This is a genomic window from Pseudoduganella namucuonensis, from assembly GCF_900116645.1.
GTDB classification, from domain to species: Bacteria; Pseudomonadota; Gammaproteobacteria; order Burkholderiales; family Burkholderiaceae_D; genus Rugamonas; species Rugamonas namucuonensis.
This window is the reverse complement of record NZ_FPBO01000020.1, coordinates 105,375-124,314: the sequence shown is the minus strand read 5'-3', so window position 1 is coordinate 124,314 and position 18,940 is coordinate 105,375. Positions and strand designations below refer to the sequence as shown.

At 68.1% G+C, this 18,940-nt stretch carries 14 protein-coding genes; 3 read left to right on the top strand and 11 right to left on the bottom strand.

Annotation, left to right across the window (positions count from 1 at the left end):
* Window positions 1-3: 3 nt before the first annotated feature.
* Window positions 4-3,210, top strand: a complete 3,207-nt coding sequence (locus tag BM436_RS20545) for an efflux RND transporter permease subunit (RefSeq protein WP_093557397.1) — start codon at window positions 4-6, stop codon at window positions 3,208-3,210.
* A 65-nt stretch (window positions 3,211-3,275) separates the two neighbouring features.
* Here the strand turns inward: BM436_RS20545 and BM436_RS37150 are convergent, their stop codons facing one another.
* The 4 genes from BM436_RS37150 to BM436_RS20525 all read right to left on the bottom strand — a co-directional run bounded on the left by BM436_RS37150 (window position 3,276) and on the right by BM436_RS20525 (window position 7,009).
* Window positions 3,276-3,626, bottom strand: a complete 351-nt coding sequence (locus tag BM436_RS37150; protein ID WP_093557396.1) for a hypothetical protein — start codon at window positions 3,624-3,626, stop codon at window positions 3,276-3,278.
* Between the two features lie 83 nt (window positions 3,627-3,709).
* Window positions 3,710-4,639, bottom strand: coding sequence for an NAD(P)H-hydrate dehydratase (locus BM436_RS20535; protein ID WP_093557395.1), 930 nt, complete (start codon window positions 4,637-4,639; stop codon window positions 3,710-3,712).
* Window positions 4,640-4,647: 8 nt separating this feature from the next.
* Window positions 4,648-5,412, bottom strand: coding sequence for a histidine phosphatase family protein (locus BM436_RS20530; protein ID WP_093557394.1), 765 nt, complete (start codon window positions 5,410-5,412; stop codon window positions 4,648-4,650).
* A gap of 199 nt (window positions 5,413-5,611) precedes the next feature.
* Window positions 5,612-7,009, bottom strand: coding sequence for an L-cystine transporter (locus tag BM436_RS20525; RefSeq protein ID WP_093557393.1), 1,398 nt, complete (start codon window positions 7,007-7,009; stop codon window positions 5,612-5,614).
* Between the two features lie 176 nt (window positions 7,010-7,185).
* Here BM436_RS20525 and BM436_RS20520 point away from each other — a divergent pair, with 176 nt between their 5' ends.
* Together BM436_RS20520 and BM436_RS20515 are read left to right on the top strand one after the other, a co-directional pair.
* Window positions 7,186-7,896 carry an MCP four helix bundle domain-containing protein gene (locus tag BM436_RS20520; RefSeq protein ID WP_177307370.1) on the top strand — a complete coding sequence of 237 codons (711 nt, stop codon included), beginning with the start codon at window positions 7,186-7,188 and terminating at the stop codon, window positions 7,894-7,896.
* A gap of 33 nt (window positions 7,897-7,929) precedes the next feature.
* Window positions 7,930-8,388, top strand: a complete 459-nt coding sequence (locus BM436_RS20515; RefSeq protein ID WP_093557391.1) for a hypothetical protein — start codon at window positions 7,930-7,932, stop codon at window positions 8,386-8,388.
* A 31-nt stretch (window positions 8,389-8,419) separates the two neighbouring features.
* Here BM436_RS20515 and BM436_RS20510 read toward each other — a convergent pair whose 3' ends face one another.
* From BM436_RS20510 to BM436_RS20480, 7 genes are all read right to left on the bottom strand, one after another.
* On the bottom strand, window positions 8,420-9,229 hold the full coding sequence (locus tag BM436_RS20510) for a hypothetical protein (protein WP_093557390.1): 810 nt from the start codon (window positions 9,227-9,229) through the stop codon (window positions 8,420-8,422).
* A 272-nt stretch (window positions 9,230-9,501) separates the two neighbouring features.
* The gene (locus BM436_RS20505; RefSeq protein WP_093557389.1) at window positions 9,502-11,031 is read right to left on the bottom strand and encodes a family 43 glycosylhydrolase; all 1,530 of its coding nucleotides are present in this window, start codon (window positions 11,029-11,031) and stop codon (window positions 9,502-9,504) included.
* 205 nt (window positions 11,032-11,236) lie between these two features.
* On the bottom strand, window positions 11,237-12,193 hold the full coding sequence (locus BM436_RS20500) for a LysR family transcriptional regulator (protein ID WP_093557388.1): 957 nt from the start codon (window positions 12,191-12,193) through the stop codon (window positions 11,237-11,239).
* A 232-nt stretch (window positions 12,194-12,425) separates the two neighbouring features.
* Window positions 12,426-15,164 (bottom strand): DUF4214 domain-containing protein, encoded by a 2,739-nt coding sequence (locus tag BM436_RS20495; RefSeq protein ID WP_093557387.1) that lies wholly within the window; start codon window positions 15,162-15,164, stop codon window positions 12,426-12,428.
* A gap of 95 nt (window positions 15,165-15,259) precedes the next feature.
* Window positions 15,260-18,025, bottom strand: coding sequence for a DUF4214 domain-containing protein (locus BM436_RS20490; RefSeq protein WP_093557386.1), 2,766 nt, complete (start codon window positions 18,023-18,025; stop codon window positions 15,260-15,262).
* 65 nt (window positions 18,026-18,090) lie between these two features.
* Window positions 18,091-18,282, bottom strand: coding sequence for a DUF2970 domain-containing protein (locus BM436_RS20485; protein ID WP_229490543.1), 192 nt, complete (start codon window positions 18,280-18,282; stop codon window positions 18,091-18,093).
* An 87-nt stretch (window positions 18,283-18,369) separates the two neighbouring features.
* A complete protein-coding gene (locus BM436_RS20480; RefSeq protein WP_093557384.1) occupies window positions 18,370-18,852 on the bottom strand; it encodes a cache domain-containing protein in 483 nt (160 codons plus the stop codon).
* Window positions 18,853-18,940: the final 88 nt, after the last annotated feature.

The window sequence follows — 18,940 nt, the reverse complement described above, 5'->3', positions numbered from 1 at the left end:
GCCATGTTCCTCTCCGATTTCAGCATCAAGCGGCCGATCGCCACCATCGTGATCATCATCACGCTGATGTGCCTGGGCCTGATGGCCCTGTCCAAGCTGCGCGTGAACCAGCGGCCGGACGTGGAAGTGCCGATGATCTTCGTCACCGTGCCGTACCCGGGCGCCTCGCCCGAGACGGTCGAGCGCGAGATCGTCAACCGCCTGGAAAAATCGATGCAGAGCATCACCGGCGTGACCGAGGTGACCAGCACCGCGTCCGAGGGCCAGGCCCGCATCAACATGAAGTTCACCTTCAACAAGAACCTGATCGAGGCCACCGACGAGATCCGCAATTCGATCGCCTCGGTGCGCTACAAGCTGCCCACCGAGATGCGCGAACCCATCGTGCAGCGGCTGGACATCTCGGCCGAGCCCATCATGCAGATGTCGCTGTCGTCCAACACGCAGAGCCACGCCGCCATCTCGCGCCTGGCCGAGGACCAGCTGGCCGACCGCTTCCGCGGCATCGACGGCGTGGCCACGGTCAACGTCAACGGTTCGCTGCGGCGCGAGCTGAGCGTGCTGCTGCGCGCCGAGAAGCTGCGCGAGTACAACGTGTCGGTGGGCGAGGTGGTCAACGCGCTGCGCATGCAGAACACCAACGCGCCGGTGGGCAAGGTGCGCGGCGAGCTGGAGGAGAAATCGATCCGCCTGATCGGCCGCATCGAGCGCCCCGAGGACTTCCAGTCGGTGGTGGTCAAGCGCCGCGGCGACGAGATCATCCGCCTGGGCCAGCTGGCCACCATCGAGGACGGTTTCGCCGACATCAACAACGTCAGCGTGCGCAGCGGCAAGCCCAACGTCGGCATCAACGTGGTGCGCTCGCGCGACGCCTCCACCGTGCGCGTCGCCAACCAGGTGCGCGACATGGTCAAGGCCATGAACGCGGAGCTGCCCAAGGGCACCTCGATCGAGGTGGTGCAGGACGGCGGCGAGGAGTCCGAGAGCAACCTGGACAACGTGATCGAGTCGCTGGTGTTCGGCGCCGTGCTGACCATCTTCGTGGTGTACGCCTTCCTGAACTCGTGGCGCTCGACCCTGATCACCGCGCTGTCGCTGCCCACCTCCGTGATCGCCGCCTTCATCGCGGTCTGGCTGTGCGGCTTCACGCTGAACTTCATGACCCTGCTCGGCCTGTCGCTGGCGATCGGCGTGCTGATCGACGACGCCATCGTGGTGCGGGAAAACATCGTGCGCCACATGCAGATGGGTTCGGACCGCCGCAAGGCCGCGCTGGAAGGCACGGCCGAGATCGGCATGGCGGTGGCCGCCACCACCTTCTCCATCATGGCCGTGTTCATCCCGGTGGCCTTCATGCCGGGCGTGTCGGGTGAATGGTTCCGTCCGTTCGCGCTGACCGTGACCTGCTCGGTGCTGGTGTCGCTGTTCATCTCCTTCACGCTCGATCCGATGCTGTCGGCCTTCTGGGGCGACCCGCCGGACCATCACACGGCGCCGAAGAAGGGCATCAGCGCGGTGCTGGGCCGCTTCAACGACTGGTTCGACCACCAGGCCGACCGCTACGGCCGCGTGATCGGCTGGGCGCTGCACCACCGCCGCTGGATGACCATGATCGCCGTGCTCAGCTTCGCCGGCGCCATCGGCCTGCACATGAAGTTCGGCGGCTCCAGCTTCCTGCCGGTGTCGGACTACGGCACCATCATGATCGACGTGCGCACGCCGTCCTCGAGCAGCCTGGAATACTCGCGCATGAAACTGGAAAGCGCGGCCCAGCTGGCGCGCTCGCTGCCGGAGACCAAGCAGACCAACAGCTACGTCAACCTGAGCGGTGGCCGCATCTATGTCGACCTGGGCAAGAAGCACGAGCGCAAGCGCACGGCGGTGGAGGCCGCGGCCGACCTGCGCGAGAGGCTGAGCCGCCTGGTGGGCGCCGAGTACGTGGTGCTGGACGACCTCGGCAGCGGCAACCGCAAGCCGATCCAGGTGGAATTCACCGGCGCCGACACCCGCAAGCTGATGGAAATCACCAGCGCCTACATGGACAAGCTGCGCAAGGTGAAGGGCGCGGTCGACGTCGGCCTCTCCGAGCAGGATCCGAAGGACGAGCTGCAGATCGAACTGGACCGCGGCCTGGCCAACTCCATGGGCATCTCGGCCGGCGACGCGGCGCAAGCGCTGCGCGTGGCCTTCGCCGGCATCGAGGTGGGCGACTGGGTCGACCCGACCGGCGAATCGCGCGACGTGGCGGTGCGCCTGCACCCGTCCGACCGCACCGGCGCCGAGAACATCGAGCGCCTGCCGATCGCCGTCACCGGCACCAGCCAGATGGTGCCGCTGGACCAGATCGCCACCGTGACCATGGGCAAGGGCCCGGCCACCATCACCCACAAGGACGGCAAGCGCCTGATCGCCGTGTCGGCCAACGCGCAGGGCCGCTCGGTCGGCGAGGTGACGGCCGACGCCATGAAGCTGGCCAAGGAGATCGAGTTCCCGCCCGGCTACGGCCTGTCGCTGGGCGGCGCCGGCAAGGACCAGAAGGAACTGTTCACCGAGATGACCATCGCGCTGGTGTCGGGCATCGCCCTGATGTATCTGATCCTGGTGATGCAGTTCGGCTCCTTCACCGCGCCGATCGCCGTGATGCTGTCGCTGCCGCTGTCGCTGATCGGCGTGGTGCTGGCGCTGCTGCTGACCAAGGGCACTCTGAACCTGATGAGTTTCATCGGCATCATCATGCTGATGGGCCTGGTGGCCAAGAACGCCATCCTGCTGCTGGACGCGGCGCGCAAGCGCGAGGAGGAGGGCTACGGCCGCGAGGACGCACTGATGCACGCCGGCCGCATGCGCCTGCGTCCCATCCTGATGACGACCTTCGCGCTGATCGCGGGCATGTTCCCGGTCGCGCTGGGCCTGGGCGAGGGCGGCGAGTTCTACCGTCCGCTGGCGGTGGCCATCATCGGCGGCACCATCACCTCGACCATCCTGACCTTGCTGGTGGTGCCGACCTTCTACGACAGCATCGAGATCGCGCGCGACCGCGCGCTGGCCAAGTACCACCGCCGCGCCGGCCGCTGGCCAGTGGTGGTGGCCTTCCTGATGACCTTCGTGGAGGCGTTGCTGGCGCTGACCTTCGTGCGCATGGTGTTCCGCGCGCTCAAATGGGGCGTGCTGAAGGCCACCGGCCGCGGCGGCCTGAAACCGGCCGCGTAGGCGCTACGCGTGCCAGTGAAATGAAAAAGAGCCTTCGGGCTCTTTTTCATTTTCAGGGAGCGCTCCTACTCGCCCGGCTTGCGGTCGCGCGGCGGATAGGTCTTGCTGTCCTTGTCCGTGCCGGTGCCGCCGCCCGTCGCGCCGGTGGCGCCGCTGCCGCCCGAGCTGGGCGGGGTGGCGGTCGGCGCGGTGGTGTCGGCCGGCGGCATGGCCGGCGTGGCGGCGTCGGGCGCGGGCGCCGGCGGCGTCACTTCGGGCGTCGGCGTGGCCGGCGTCGTCACCGGGGCGGGCGAGGTCGTCGCGGGCGTGTCCGTGGTGCCGGACGGGGTGTCGGTGCGGTCCTTGCAACCGGCCAGCGTGGCGCCGGCCAGCAATGCGCTCAACAGCAGGATGGGGACGTGGCTACTTGGTTTCATGTTGATTCCTTTCAATGTGAAGTGTCAGATGTGTCAATTAGACAGGTTCGTCGCGGGCTGGTTCCGCCCGATTTCCAGCGAGTTCAGGCCGGCGCGAGCGTGCGCAGCAGCGCCGGCACCTCGGCCGAGATTTCGCGCGCCAGGTAGCCCAGCACGCCATAGCGCAGCGACAGTTGCTCGCCGGCCGCCGCGTGCAGCGCCACGCCCCAGGCCGCGGCCTGTTCCAGCGTGGCGCCGCGCGCGGCCAAGCCGGCGATGATGCCGGCCAGCGCGTCGCCGGAACCGGAGATCGCCAGGCCGATGTTGCCGCCCTGGTGTTGCCACAGGTCGCCGCCGGGCGAGGCGATCACCGTGGTCGCGCCCTTCAGCGCCACGACCGCGTTCCAGCGCTCGGCGGCGTGCCCGGCCGCCTCGTGCGGGTTGCCCTGCACCGCCTGCTTGTCCTCCCCGCTCAGGTGCGCCAGCTCGCCGGCGTGCGGCGTCAGCAGCACCGGTTCGGCGAAGCGGTAGTGCTCGAAGTCCACCGGCTCGGCCAGCAGCGGCGGATCGGCCGGCGCGCGCAGCACCTCCATCGCGCCGGCGTCGAGTATCACCTTGCAATGCGCGTAGCGGGGCAGCAGCGCGCGCACCAGCTCGGCGCTGGCGGCCTCGTCCTGCATGCCGGGACCGATCAGCAGCGCGTCCACCTTGTCGGCCAGTTCGGCCAGGCGGCGCGCGGCGTCGATCGCGAAGCCGCCGGCGGCCGTCTCCGCCAGCCCGATCACGCGCGCCTCGGGCAGCGCCGCTCCCAGGTGCGGCGCCACGCTGGCGGCCGTGGCCAGGGTCAGCTTGCCGGCGCCCGAGCGCAGCGCGGCGGTGGCCGCCAGCAGCGCCGCGCCCGGCATTTCGCGCGAGCCGGCCACCACCAGCACATGGCCGCGCACCTCCTTGTCGCTGTCGAAATGCGGCATGGGCAAGGGCCAGTCGCGCAGCGTGCGCATGACGATGTCGATGGTGTGGTCGGGACGGGGCATGGAACTCCTCAGGACTTGGGCGCGGCCGGCACGTCCGGCTTGGCGGTGACGGGGGTGCCGGCGTCCTCCAGCGGCGCGACGAAGTTCGCCACCTGCAGCACCAGCTTGCCGTTCTTGCCCAGGTTCGGATCGAAGGCGTAGGAGGTCACGCCGCAGTTGGGCACGTCCGAGGCGCGGTCGACGGCCAGGATGGTCTCCTCGTCCATGCGCTCCAGCAGGTAGCGGAAGCAATTGACGATGACCTGGTGGGCGATGATCAGCACCCGTTCGCCCCGGTACTCGCGGGTGATGGTGTCGATCACGCTGCGCAGGCGCAGGATCACGTCGCACCAGCTCTCGCCGCCCGGCGGACGGAAATAGAACTTGCCCACGTGCTTGCGCTGCTCGTGCAGCTCGGGATACTTGCTGGCGATGCCGAGCGGGGTCAGGCGGTCGACGATGCCGAACTCCTTCTCGCGCAGGCGCTCGTCGGCCACGGCGCTCAGCAGCGAATCGCGGCCCAGCCGTTCGATCACGGTGAGCGCCGTGCCGCGCGCCCGCACATAGGGCGAGTACAGCACCACGCTGGGCCGGTGCCGCTCGGGCAGGGCGGCGAACCAGGCCGCCAGCGCGTGCGCCTGGCGCACGCCCAGGTCGGACAGCGGCACGTCGACGTCGCGGTCGGCGATGTCGATCAGGTGTTCGGATGCCGCCTCGGCCAGTTCGCGCGCGACGTTGCCCGCGCTCTGACCGTGCCGCACCACCCATATTTGCTGAGGCCATTTTTGTTCCATGCCATCCACCCTGGCTGACGATGCGGCCCATGGTAGACGAAACGACAAAAAGGCGGCGCACCGCCGCGCCGAAGCGGCGTCGGCGGCACCCGGGGTCAGACCCCATCGGTTGTTGACGCCGCTTCAGCCACGGTTCACGCCGCTTTGGGGTCAGACCCCAAGCGCCGCTGACGCCGCTTGACGCAGGGCGGCGCGGGTGTCAGGCCGCTTCGGCGGTGTCCTCGCCGAGGTCGGCGTCGGCGTTGAAGACGGCCATGTCGGTCTGGCCCAGCGCGCGGCTGGCGAGGGTGCCGGCGGCGATGGAGCCGCTGACGTTGAGCGCGGTGCGCCCCATGTCGATCAGCGGTTCGATCGAGATCAGCAGCCCGGCCAGCGCCACCGGCAGGTTCATCGACGACAGCACGATCAGCGCCGCGAAGGTGGCGCCGCCGCCCACCCCGGCCACGCCCACCGAACCGACCGCGACGATGGCCAGCAGCGGCAGGATGAAGCCGGCCGTGTAGGGATCGATGCCCACCGTGGGCGCGATCATCACCGCCAGCATGGCGGGGTAGATGCCGGCGCAGCCGTTCTGGCCGATGGTGGCGCCGAACGAGGCGGCGAAGTTGGCGATGCCCTCCGGCGTGCCCAGGCGCCGCGTCTGCGTCTGCACGCTCATCGGGATCGAGCCGGCGCTGGTGCGCGAACTGAACGCGAACGCCAGCACCGGGAAGATCTTGCGCGCGTAGCGCGCCGGGTTCAGCCCGGCCGCCGCCACCAGCGCCAGGTGCACGCCGAACATCAGCAGCAGCGCGCCGTAGGAGGCCGCCACGAAGGAGATCAGGTTCAGGATGTCGGCGTAGCTGGAGGCGGCCACCAGGTTGGCCATCAGCGCGAACACGCCGTAGGGCGTGAGCCGCAGCACCAGCGTGACCATGCGCATGACGATGGCGTGCGCCACCCTCACCGCGTGCTCGAAGGAGGCGAACAGCTCCGGCTTCTTGCCGTGGACGCCGGTGGCGGCGACGCCGATGAAGATGGCGAACACCACCACCGCGATGGTGGATGTCTTGCGCGCGCCCGTCAGGTCCAGGAAGGGGTTGGCGGGAATAAAGCTGAGCACCATGGCGGGCAGCGTGATGGCCTGGGCGTCGCCCAGCTTGCCCTGCATGTAGGCGCCGCGCGCGGTCTCGGCGGCGTTGGCCGCCAGCCCCACGGCGGTCAGCCCGAACAGCTTGGCCATCAGGATGCCGATGCCGGCCGCCACGATGGTGGTGGCCATCAGCGTGCCGATGGTGAGCGCGCTGATCTTGCCCAGCGAACCGGCGTCGCGCAGCTTGAGGATGGCCGAGACGATGGACACCATGATCAGCGGCATGATGATCATCTGCAACAGCTTGACGTAGCCGGAGCCCACGATGTCCAGGTATTCGCCGGTGCTCTTGACCACCGGGCCGGCCGCGCCGTACAGCGCCTGCAGCGCGGCGCCGAACACGATGCCCAGGCCCAGCGCGGTGAACACGCGCACGGTGAAAGTCGCGTGGCGGCTTTGCTGGCGGTACAGGAAAGCCAGCAGCGCCAGCGCCAGCGCGAGGTTGAGGATCACATGTATCGCCATGGGAGAAGGGGAGTGTTGGTGAATTGAAATGTTACAGGAATCCCGGTCCGCCGTCCGGGTCTGACACGCGTTGCCTTTGGCCGGGCATTTTAATTGCTTATTGCTATGTTTGCATGAACCGCGGGCCGCGCGCCGCGAATATTCGCGCATATCGATATCTGTTATCGGAGGAAGCGATGGCGATCGCGAACTTGAGAGTGGGAACCCGTCTGGCGACGGGCTTGGGACTGGTGCTGGCGATGCTGGTGCTGGTGTCCGCGCAGGGGATGGACGGCATGGCCGGCATCAACGAGCGCCTGCAGCGCATTGTCGGCTTCAACGTGGAGCGGTTGCTAATGGTGCAGGAAATGTCCGAAGCGGTGCACGTGGAGGCGCGCATCGTCCGCACCGTGGTGCTGCTGAACGACGAGACGGCCATCCGCGCCGAACTGCCCAGGCTGGCGGAGGCGCGCGAGCAATACGCGCTGGCCAGCGCGACGCTGAACCGCATGCCGGCCTCGCCGGAGGGCCGCCGGCTGCGCGAGGCCATGGAGCAGGCGCGGCTCGCGGCCCAGTCCCATATCGACCAACTGGTGCGCCTGGCGCTGCAGCAGCGCGACGAGGATGCCACCGCGCTGCTGATGCGCCACGCGGCCCCGGCCACGCAGCGCTGGCAGGACGCGATGAACGCCTACGCGGCCCTGCAGAAACGCAACAACCGGCTGGACGCCGAGGCGGCCGCGCAGGCGTACGCGGAGGCGCGCGCGCTGATGCTGGCGCTGAGCGCGCTGGCGGTGGCGGCCGCCGTGGCCGCTTCGCTGCTGATCGCGCGCGCGCCGCCGCGCCAGCCGGCCGGGGCGGCCGGCCCCGCCCCCAAGCGCCGCCTGCCGCGGCCCGCGCGGCTATAATCGCAGGCTGCGACAACTTACGAAAGAGATTGCATGAAAGCCCTGTTAGCCCTGTTGGTGGTTTCCGGTTCCGCGCTGGCGAACGACGCCGCGATCGTGCAATGCCGCGGCCAGGCCGACGGCGCCGCGCGCCTGGCCTGCTACGACGCGATCAAGGTCGGGGCGGCGCCGGCGGCAGCCGCAGTGGCGCCGGCCGTGGCCGCGCAGCCGGCGCGCAAGGAGCTGGAGCAGAGCTTCGGCATGGAGGCGTTCAAGCCCGCGCCCAAGCTGGAGGAGATCGAGAGCCACATCGACGGCAGGTTCGACGGCTGGCGTCCGAACCAGCAGATCCGCCTGGCCAACGGCCAGGTGTGGCGGGTGGTGGACGACAGCGAGGGCATCACGCCGCTGCTGACCAATCCCAAGGTGAAAGTGGTGCGCGGCACGCTGGGTTCGATGTACCTGGAGATCGACGGCACCAACCGTTCACCCAAGGTGCGCCGCATCCAGTAAAGCGCCAATCGACGCCGCTTCAAATTTGGCCTCAGCGGCCGCGCTTGTCGGTGGCCGCGTTGTACTTGAGCCAGCGCTGCAGCGCCTCGTCCTGCGCCGGCGTCTGGCGGGCGTCGTGCACGTCCAGCTGGTTCTCCAGCAGCCAGCGGTACAGCGCCTCGTTGGCGTCGAAGGCGGCGGCGCGCGCGCCCAGCGTCAGGCACACCAGCGACAGTTCCGTGCGCAGGCTCAGCACCAGGTAATGGCTGTATTCGTTGGTGCCGGGCAGGATGCCCCGGTATTCCGCCGCGATGCCCTGCACCCGCGCGCCCCAGTCGGCGCCCTTGAGGGCGTAGGGGCCGCGCACCTGGCGCATATAGGGCATGTCCTCCTCGACCGTGCGCAGGCGCTGCTCGGTCCATTCCTGCACCGTGTGGCCCGAATTGGCGATGCCCACGGCCGTGAACTGCGCGCCGCTGGCCTCGTCCAGCAACTGGAAGGTGTGGCCGTCCGTGCTGGCGTGCCAAGCCTCCGGCGCGTTGATGATGACGCCGGTGCCGCCGCTGGCGTAGCGGCTCAGCAGCAGGGTGCTGAAGTCCGGGCTTTCCGGTTCCACCACGCACACGCAGCCGCAGTCCTCGAGCGCCGCCTTGAAGCGCTGCGCATCGGCGAAATCGATCTGTTTCTTGATGATGGCGCGCGGCGCGGCGAGCAGCGCGCGCATCTGTTCCTCGGTGCGCCGGAACAGCGCGGCCAGCCGCGCCGACACGTGTTCATGCGTGTGGCCGTCGCGCGGGCCGGCGGTCACCACGCGGTAGCTGAGGAGGGCGCCGAGCGCGGCTTGATCGGTGGAATTGGGCATGCTTGCATCATGAGTAACTGTCTTGCGCAAAGGATATTACATTCCACCCCTTGGAAAATGCGCGCATTGTCACCGGGCGGACGGATTGGAGGGCCTGCACCAAAGGCCGAGGACCTGGACTGGAGCGTGTTCTTTTTACGCGCTGGGGTTGTCGCGGCTGGCGATCGGGCTGGGCACCGACTCCTCGCGCACCAGCACCACCATGCCCGAGGCGCTGATGCTGTTGGCGATGGCGCGGCGCCGCCGGGTCATTCGCCGCGCCGCCGCGCGAACTAGTTCGCCCTTTCGAACAGCCAGCGCTGCGGCGCCAGGTTGTTGTCGGTCCACTGCTGGATGACGCCGCCGTCCTGCAGGCTGCCGTCCTTGTTGTCCAGCATCAGCCCGCTGTTGCGGTTCCTGACCTTGTAGTGCTGGGTCTCGGTCGGCACCAGCATCCATTGCTGGTTGGTGGTGGCGATGTAGGGGTAGGACTTCACATACACCCCCGGCGCCAGGCTGAAGTTGTAGACGTCGGCCACGTTGCCGTTGAAGGCGGTGGCCAGCTTGAAGTAGCCGCCGCCGACCGGGTCCAGCGACCACAGCTGGTCCGAGTTGTTGAAGTTGGTGAACTGCCAGATCGCCGCGCCGTTGGCCGCCGCGGCGCGGTCTATGCTCATCACCTTGCCGCTGGCCTGGTTGCGCACGCGGTACCAGATGGTGCCCGTGCCTTCGCCGGCCGGCCGCGTCACGGCGGTGCCGGCCGCCACCGGCGCGCCGATCACGGGCACGTCGCCGTTCCACGTGATTTTTTGGATGCGCGTGGTGCGCGAATCGGCGCAGCCCTGGCCCGAGGCGGGGTTGGCGTGGTAGACGATCCAGTCCTCGGTGCCGTCGGGCGACTTGGCGAAGCCGTTGTGGCCGGGGCCGTAGGCGCCGGCGGTCTTTTGCAGGATGGGCGTGGCCAGCTTGGTCCAGCTGGCCGGATTGGTCAGGTCCGCGCCAAGGTTCGCCGTCAGCAGGCCCACCTTGTAATCGTCGGTCCAGCAGCCGCTGGCCGAAAAGCTCATGTGCACCTTGTTGTTGCGGACCAGGAATTGCGGCGCCTCGTTGACCGGCGCGCCCGAGGTCTCCCAGCCCAGCGTGGGCGCGGAGATGAAGGCGCCCCGGCCGACGATGGTGGTCGGCCCGCTCATCTTCGCGATCTTGATGCGCTGCGGGCCGCCGCCGGAGATGTCCGACCACGCCATGTAGAGCTGGCCGTTGATGCGCGCGACGGTCTGGTCGATGGCCCAGGCGTCGTCGCTGTCGGCTACCTTGACGGGCGCGCCCCAGCTGCCCGTGGTCGGGTCGGCGCTGGCGTTGCGGATCGCGAACACGCGGTGCTGGCCGTCGTTGCCGGCGGCGGCGAAGTAGATGTACCAGGCGCCGTCGATGTGATTGATCTCGGGCGCCCAGACCTCCTTGTTGCTGCAGTTGCTGCCGTTGCAGGTGGTGCCGGCGGCCGGCGCGAACACGGTGACCGCCGCGCCGGCGCCGATGCCGGCCAGGCTGGAGGCCTTGCGCAGCTCCAGCTTGTCCCATCCCGGCGCGGTCGACACGAAGTAATAGAAGCCGTCGGTGTGGCGCATCACGAACGGGTCGGCCGAGGACTGCTGGGCCGGGCCGACCGGGTTGATGAAGGTGGTCGACGCGGCCTGCGCGGCGGAGCCGCCCAGCAGGCACAGTGGCAGAACGAGTGCAAGGGCGAGGGTGCGCGCGCGTCGCGGCGCCGGCGGCAGGGGCGGCACGCGGCCTCCCGCGTTCGGGATGGGGTAGTCGGTCATGGCTGGTCTCCGTGATTGGTTGCGCCGCCTTTGTGGCGGTCGTCGCGGCGCGGACCAAGGCCCGTCGCCGCGCGTCAAGTATCGGGAGGTCCGCGCTTCCTGTCCAATCCCAAACAGGGTATCGATCGCGCGCAAAAAATGATCGCAGTCCTGGCGCTTCGGGAGAGGGGGGCGGGGTTCCGAACAGACGATGCCCCTAGCCCCGTCACGCGACGTATGAGTTCAATGCCTCCAGCTGCACGTGCAAGGCCTTGTTCGCGGCGAACGCATCGAGCAGGTAGTCCACGGTCGCCCGCACGCGCGGCGCAAGCAATGCGCGATGCGGATATTGCATCACCATCTCGTAGCTTCCTGCGTGGTGATAGCGATGCAGGACGACTTTCAGCGCGCCGGAAAGCAAGTGCGGCCAGGCGAGGTGAACGCCGACCTGGGCGATTCCGGCCCCATCGCATGCGGCCTGGACGACCGCTTCCGGCGCGGACAGCGTCAACACGGCGGCATCCGTGGGGTCGAACGTGGTGATGCTGCCGTCCTCTCCCTGGAAACTCCACATGGAAACCCGTCCGCCGAGAAAACGCCGGGCCACCAGCCGGTGCGCTCGCAGCTCTTGTGGCGTGTGCGGAACGCCTTGGCGCGCCAGGTATTCGGGCGATGCCATGATCGCGACATTCAACTTGCAAACCGGCCGCGATATCATGGTGGAGTCCGGGATGTTGCCGCCTCTGAACGCAAGGTCGTAGCCATCGCGCACCATGTCGATGACCCGGTCGTCGAAATCGACGTCCACCGACAACGCCGGGTAGCGTGACAGCAGCCCGGGGAGAACCGGCAACAAGTGTTCGTGTCCGAACGCCGAACTCGTCGAAATACGCAGGCGCCCGCTGGGGCCGAGACGCTGCGTTGCGACCGCGTCGACCGCATCGTCGAGCGCCTCAAGCGCGAGACGGGCCTGTCGCAGAAAGGCCGTACCTTCTTGAGTTAGTTGGAGGTTGCGCGTCGTGCGATTCATCAAACGCACCCCCAGCGCCTTCTCCAGGCTCGCCACGTTCTTGCTGACCGCTGAAGAGGTGAGCCCAAGCAGGCGGCCCGCGGCCGCGAAACTGCCGGCATCGGCGGCATTTACAAAAGAAAGAATCGCGCGAACCCGTTGAGTTGAATCCATACCGTCTCCAGACAATGCCGCCCTCAGCCTCGAATCGCTTGGGCACGGCATGATTATCAACCCTGGGTCATGAACAATTCAACCCGGGGTGCAGTGTTTATCGCCGGGCGAATCCGAAGCCATCGAGCCGTCTCCTGGCGTTCCGGAGCGGTGCTCGCGGGGCAATGGTGAATTCGACTCTATTCGGAAGTGAATCTGTTTCCACATCGAAGGCGATGCCGGCGCGGCGCCGTCAGCCGTAAGGCGTGTAATCGAAGCCGTTGCCGATCACCTTCAGCGCGGCGGCCTGGTTCTCGCCGCCCTCGCTGAACGCGGCCAGCACCTCGGCGCGGGAGGCGCCCTGGTTCAGCGTCCCGGTCCAGTAGTCGACGCCGCCCTGGTCCGGCGCGCGGTGCAGCACGTTGGCGTACAGCTTCTCGACGAAGGCGCCGTTGGCGGGCGCGGCGCCGTACAGCGCGCTGAACTCGGCGCTGTCGACGAAGCCGCGCGCCACGTCCAGCAGCGCGGCGCCCTTGTCCAGCTGCGCGATCCAGTAGCCGACGCCGGCCTTGTCCGGCGCGCGGTCGAAGGCGGCACGGTACAGGCGGTAGGCCTGGCCGCCGGCGCCGGCGGTGTCGAGCGCCACGCCGACGTCGCTGAACATGAGCCGCTCGACGCCGGTCAGCACGTCGGCCGACAGGCCTGCCACCGCGCCCTTGCCTTGCACCTGGGTCTCGGCGGGGGTGTGGATCAGCACGTAGCTGGCGCGGGTGGCGCCGTAGATGACGGTGTCGAGGCCGGCGCCGCCGTTGAGCTTGATGCCGCTGCCCAGGCCGATCATGTAGTCGTCGCCGGCGGTGCCGGCGGTGACCGTGGGCGTGGTGTTCACGGCGAACAGCTCGCCGCCGGCGTACTTGTTGCCGGCCAGGTCGGTGACGCTGCCGGCGCCCATGTCCAGCAGGTATTTGCTGCCGGGCTTGAGCTTCACGCCGGGGTTGATGGTCAGCGTGGCGCCGTCGATGGCGATGCGGCTGTCGGTGCTGCTGTAGCTCTCCAGCGCGGCGCCCAGGCCGTCGCGCAGCGTGATGTAGTTGACGCCGTAGCCGGCGCTGTCGCCGCGCATGATGGCCTCGCTGAACCGGACCACGATGTTGTCGTACATGCCGGCGCCCTCGGCGGGGCTGTGGGACATCACCCTGGGCGCGGTGGTGTCCCCCGCCAGCGCCACCGCGGTCAGCGTGTAGCTGCCGGTGCCGTCGCCCACGGTGGAACTGGCTTTGCCGTGCACCGCCAGGTAGTAGTCGCCACCGGTCTGGCTGGTGAAGGTGTAGATGCCGTCGCGCTCGTTGGTCAGGTAGGCGCTGCCAGCCTGCGCGCCGCTGGCCATGGCCAGGCTGCCGCCGTCCAGCGTGCCTTCCCCGCTTCCGGCGCCGCGCAACTGGAACGCGTACCTGGCGCCGAATTGCAGCGTCACTTTGATCCAGTCGACGTCGCCCGTGTAGTCGATTTTGCCGGTGGTGGCGCCGCCGCCAATGGCGACCTCGCCGGCGGTGGTTTTGGCGGCCGCGTAATCGTCGGCCGGGGGCGCGCTCACCTTCAGCGTGTAGCCGGAGTCGCCGCGCTTGGCGCTGTTGCTCACGGACAGATAGTAGTCGCCGGAGTGGCTGGCGGTGTACAGCTTGTAGGAGGTGACGCCCGGCTTGGTGTAGCCGACGACGCCGTCGCCGCTGTAGCCGTTGCCGGTGTGGGTGGCCAGCGACGGCGTGGCGCCGCCGGCGGCGTCCCGCGCGGTCATTTCGATCATATAGGTGGAACCGGCCTGTACCGCGAACTTGAACACGTCGGTGTCCGTTCCGATGGCCAGCCTGCCGGTCAGCGTGGCGCCCACGGCCAGCGTGGTCGCGGTGGCGGTGGTGTCGCCGTGATCGTCCACATCGCCCAGCGCGGCGGCGATGGCGTAGTTGCCGGTCCTGCCGCTTTGGTCGGCGACCTCGACATAGTAGCTGCCCGACTTGCCGGGCACGTATTGCAGCAGCACGTAAGCGCCGCTGCCCACGCTGCCCGGGCTGGAGGTGGCCACGGTGTTGCCGTCGGCATCCATCACCTTGAGCACCGCCGAGCTGCTCGCGTAGCCGGCGCCGGAACTGGTGGTCGGGGCGGTGCCCAGCGTGAACCAATAGGTGGTGCCGGCCGCCAGGGCGACGCCGTACCAGTCCTTGTCCTGGGCGACGTTCAGCGTGCCGGTCGCGCGCGAGCCGACCGTCAGCGCACCGGCGCCCGTTTCGCTGGCGCCGTGGTCGTCGGGCGCCGCGCCCAGGGTCAGCGCGTATGCCTGGGTGCTCGAATAGGGGTTGCTGGCGGCGATGTAATAGTCGCCCGTGCGGGTGGCGGTGAACGAGCCGCTGGCGCCGTAGACGCTGGTCACGGCCTTGCCATCGGCGTCCTCCACCCGCATCGTGCCGTTGAGGCCACTGCCGCCGTCCGGGTTCCACGACGGCGCCAGGGTGTAGGTCTTGCCTTCCTGCAGCGCCACCTTGTAGTAGTCCACGTCGCTGCCGCTGTCGATCGTGCCGCGCGTGGCCTGGCCCAGCGTCAGCGCCTCCGCCGTGGCCCGGCTGTCGCCGGTGCCGGCCAGGCCGGAGAAGGCCTTGAGCGTGTAGCCGATGGGAGAGTAGCCGGCGGCGCGCAGGTCGCGCGCCATCACATAATAGTCGCCCCCGCCCACCGCCATGAAATTGAGCTTCACCGGCGAACCGGCGGCGGTGGGGATGATGTATGACAGTTCGACGCCGTCCGCGTTGAAGACGCCCAGTTTCGATTCCTTCGGAACAAAGCCCGCGTCGCCGCTCAGTTCGAAGGTGTACCACTGGCTCGCGCCCAGCGTGATCCTGAACCAGTCGCCGTCGTCGCGGGCCTCCCACTTGCCGGCGGTCTGGCCGCCGACGGCGAGCGCGCCGGGGCGGGTGGAATCGGAGGAGAAGTCGTCGGCCATGGGGTGATGTTTTCTATGAGAAATATTTTATTGTAGCAATTCCCATGGCCGGAAAATCTCCCCAATTCCCACCGCCGGCGCGGCCTTGATTTCGATCAGCCGTACGGCGTGTACTCGAAGCCGTTGCCGATCACCTGCAGCGCGGCCTTCTGGTTCTCCGGGCTTTCGCTGAACGCGGCCAGCACCTCGGCGCGGTCGCCGCCCTGGTTCAGCACGCCGAGCCAGTAATCGACGCCGGCCTGGTCGGGCGTGCGGTGCAGCACGTTGTCGTACAGCTTCTGGACGAACACGCCGTTGCCGGGGGAGGTCCCGTACAGCGAGGCGAACTCGGCGCTGTCGAGGAAGCCGCGCGCCACGTCCAGCAGCGCCGCGCCCTTGTCCAGCTGAGCGATCCAGTAGCCGACGCCGGCCTTGTCCGGCGCGCGGTTGAACGCGGCCTGGTACAGGCGGTAGGCCTGGCCGCCGGTGCCGCCGGTGTCCAGCGCCACGGCGGTGTCGCTGAAGACCAGGCGCTCGACGCCGGTGAGCACGTCGCCGGCGGTGGAGCCGGGCCAGCTCGAGCTCTGCACCTTGGTGTCGGCCGCGGTGTGCGTGACCTGGTAGTTGCCGCGGCTGTAGCCGTAGACGACGGTGTCGACGCCGGCGCCACCGTCGAGCTTGATGCCGTTGCCCAGGCCGACCAGGTAGTCGTTGCCGGCGCCGCCGATGGTCACCGTGGGGATGGTGTTCACGGTGTACAGTTCGCCGCCGGCGTATTGGTTGCCGGCCAGGTCGGTGACGGTGCCGGCCGGGATGTCCAGGAAATACTTCGTGCCCAGCTTCAGTTGCGCGCTCGGGTTGATGGTGAGCGTGTTGCCGTTGATGGCGATGCGGCTGTCGCCGCCGTAATAGCTTTCCAGCGCCACGCCGAGGCTGTCGCGCAGCGTGATGTAGGCGTTGCCGCTGTTGGTGCCGCGCATGATGGCTTCGCTGAACTGGACCACGATGTTGTCGTACAGGCCGGCGTTCTCGGCCGGCGAATAGGACGTCACGGTGGGCGCGCTGGTGTCGCCGGACAGCGCCACCGCGTGCAGGGCGTAGGCGCCGGTGCCGTCGCTGGTGCCGCTGTAGCCGCTGTAGCCGCGCACGGCGAGGTAATAGTCGCCGCCGGTCTGGCTGGTGAAGGTGTAGGTGCCGTCGTTGCCCTGCGACAGGTAGGAGTAACCGGATTGCTGGCTGCTGGAGATCGACAGGTTGTTGCCGCCATCCAGCACCAGCGTGCCCTCGCCGCTGCCCGCGCCGCGCAGCTGGAAGGCGTACTTGACGCCGAACTGCAGGGTCACCTTGACCCAGTCCACGTCGCCCGTGTAGTCGATCTTGCCGGAGGTCTTGCCGCCCACCGTCAACGCCCCGCTGGTGCTTTTCGCGGCGGCGTAGTCGTCGACGGCCGGTTCGCTCACCTTCAGCGTGTAGCCGGCCGTGCCGCGCTGGTTGTTGTTGCTGACGGTGACGTAGTAGTCGCCGGTCTGGGTGGCGGTGTACACCTTGTAGTCGGTCACGCCGGGCTTGGTGTAGCTGGTCAGGCCGTCGCCGTAGTAGCCGTCGGCCAGGCTGGCCGTCACGTAGGGCGAGGCGCTGTTGACGACGTCCTGCGCGTTCATTTCGATCAGGTAGGTGGAGCCGGCCTTGACGGCGATCTTGTAGACGTCGCGGTCGGTGGGAATGGCCAGCCTGCCTTTTTGCGTCGCGCCCAGCGACAGCGCCGTCGCCGTGACCTGGGTGTCGCCCACGTCGTCCACCTCGCCCAGCGCCGCGGTGAGGGTATAGCGGCCGGTGCCGCCGTTGGTGTCGGCCACCTCGGCGTAGTAGACGCCCGACTTGGCCGGCACGTACTGCAGCAGCAGCGAGGTGCCGGTGGTGACGTAGGTGTAGCCGCTGGAGGTGGCCATGACGTTGCCGTCGGCGTCGAACACCTTGATGACGCCGCTGCTGCCGCTGTAGGCGGTGCCGCCGGTGTCGCCGGCGGTGCCGAGCGTGAACCAGTAGGTGGCGCCGGCCGTCAGGCTGGCCGCGAACCAGTCCTTGTCGTTGGCGACGTTGAAGACGCCGGCCACGCCGGTGCCGATCGGCAGGGTGCCGGCGCCGGTCTTGCTGGCGCTGAAATCGTCGGCCGCCGCGCCGAACGTCAGCGTATAGGCGGGGATCGCGCCGTAGGAGGTGACGGCGGCGACGTAGAGGTCGCCCGTGCTGGTGGCGGTGAACGAGGAGGTGTTGCTGGCGTTGTACAGGTAGTAGCCGTTGAGGTAGCCGCCGGTCGCGTCCTCCAGCCGCAGCTGGGCGCTGTAGCTGGAGCTCGAGCCGGTGCCGTCCGGATTCAATGCGGTCGCGATGCTGTAGGTCTTGCCGGCGACGACGGCGATCTTGTAATAGTCGGTGTCCGACGGCCCCTCGAACACGCCGCGCGTCTTCACGTCGAGCGCCAGCGTCTTGGCGGCGGCGCGGGTGTCGCCGACGTCGTCCGCGACGCCCGCGCCGGCCTTGAGCGTATAGGCGGTGGCGGTGATGGCGTCGTAATGGCGGTCGCCGGCGGCGATGTAGTAATTGCCCGTCACGGCGGCCTTGAAAGTGAGGCTGACCGTCGTGTTGCCATAGCTGCCATAGTTCGAATACTGATAGGCGCCTTGCGCGTCATAGGCGCTCAACTGGCTGTAACCCGGGTTGAAACCCGTGCCGCCCGACAGTTCGAAGGTGTAGTAGTTTCCTGCCGTGAGGGCGACCTTGAACCAGTCGTTGTCGTAGGCGGCCTCGAAGGAGCCGGTGGTCTGGCCGCCGGTGCTCAGCAGGCCGGTGCGGGTAGTGTCGGAGGAGTAGTCGTCAGCCATGGGGTGATCCGGGAGAAAAAGTTTTGGATTTTACCAACTTTTCCTCCCGGAATACTCACGCATTGTCACCCGGTGGCCAGGCGCACGGCCGCCAGCAGCAGGCCGACGAACAGCGCCACGCCGATCAGCGCGGCGGCCAGCACGAGGAAGGGATTGAACGCGCCGACGTCGCGGTCGAAGTCGCGCTTGCGGCGCAGGCCGACGAAGGACCAGGCGACGGCGGTCAGGGTTTCCCCGAAGGTGCGTTTGGCGGACATGGCGGACTCCTTGTTTGGATGCCCCATTGTCCGCCCTTGCGGGGCCTTAAAACAGACGCAGAACGGCCCCGTAAACACCGTATCAGATCACTTGGCGCCCTTGTAGATGCCGCAATTGATGATCATGTCCTCGTACTTCTCGAAATACATGGACTTCGGTTCGATCTGCTTGCTGACCGGGTTCACGAACTTGTAGTCCTGCCAACCCTTGCCCTTGGTCTTGGCCAGTTCCACGCGCTCGCGCACGAAGGGCTTGCCGTCGGCGTCCTTCATGTCGATCAAGTCCTTGCCCTGCATTTTCGGATTGGCGCCGTGCGCCAGGTTCTTGCCCTGCATGTCGTTGACGGTGATGTACAGGTCGCGGTCGCGGAACTTGCCGCCGGTGGTGTTGTTGATCTCGGCGAGGGTCTTCTCGCGGCCGTTGGCCTTGATCGAGGCGATCACCTGCTGCACCATGGCGACCGCCTCCTCGGCGGTGCCCTGCGCAGGCTTCTGCGCCCAGGCGCTGGCGCACAGGCAGAGGGCGAACAGGGCGGACAGGAACTGCTTGAGGGGATGGAATGCGCGCATGGGGGGCTCCTGTGGGGCTGGTTATGGTGAACTGCGGGGATGCAAGTTGCGCTCCCCCAGTTTATGCCTTTTCGGACCCGAGACAAGT

Bases quoted from the DNA above. Each gene is read 5' to 3' on its own strand.
- BM436_RS20545 (WP_093557397.1), top strand. From the start codon at position 4: ATGTTCCTCTCCGATTTCAGCATCAAGCGGCCGATCGCCACCATCGTG.
- BM436_RS37150 (WP_093557396.1), bottom strand. From the start codon at position 3,626: ATGAAACCAAGTAGCCACGTCCCCATCCTGCTGTTGAGCGCATTGCTG.
- BM436_RS20535 (WP_093557395.1), bottom strand. From the start codon at position 4,639: ATGCCCCGTCCCGACCACACCATCGACATCGTCATGCGCACGCTGCGC.
- BM436_RS20530 (WP_093557394.1), bottom strand. From the start codon at position 5,412: ATGGAACAAAAATGGCCTCAGCAAATATGGGTGGTGCGGCACGGTCAG.
- BM436_RS20525 (WP_093557393.1), bottom strand. From the start codon at position 7,009: ATGGCGATACATGTGATCCTCAACCTCGCGCTGGCGCTGGCGCTGCTG.
- BM436_RS20520 (WP_177307370.1), top strand. From the start codon at position 7,186: ATGGCGATCGCGAACTTGAGAGTGGGAACCCGTCTGGCGACGGGCTTG.
- BM436_RS20515 (WP_093557391.1), top strand. From the start codon at position 7,930: ATGAAAGCCCTGTTAGCCCTGTTGGTGGTTTCCGGTTCCGCGCTGGCG.
- BM436_RS20510 (WP_093557390.1), bottom strand. From the start codon at position 9,229: ATGCCCAATTCCACCGATCAAGCCGCGCTCGGCGCCCTCCTCAGCTAC.
- BM436_RS20505 (WP_093557389.1), bottom strand. From the start codon at position 11,031: ATGACCGACTACCCCATCCCGAACGCGGGAGGCCGCGTGCCGCCCCTG.
- BM436_RS20500 (WP_093557388.1), bottom strand. From the start codon at position 12,193: ATGGATTCAACTCAACGGGTTCGCGCGATTCTTTCTTTTGTAAATGCC.
- BM436_RS20495 (WP_093557387.1), bottom strand. From the start codon at position 15,164: ATGGCCGACGACTTCTCCTCCGATTCCACCCGCCCCGGCGCGCTCGCC.
- BM436_RS20490 (WP_093557386.1), bottom strand. From the start codon at position 18,025: ATGGCTGACGACTACTCCTCCGACACTACCCGCACCGGCCTGCTGAGC.
- BM436_RS20485 (WP_229490543.1), bottom strand. From the start codon at position 18,282: ATGTCCGCCAAACGCACCTTCGGGGAAACCCTGACCGCCGTCGCCTGG.
- BM436_RS20480 (WP_093557384.1), bottom strand. From the start codon at position 18,852: ATGCGCGCATTCCATCCCCTCAAGCAGTTCCTGTCCGCCCTGTTCGCC.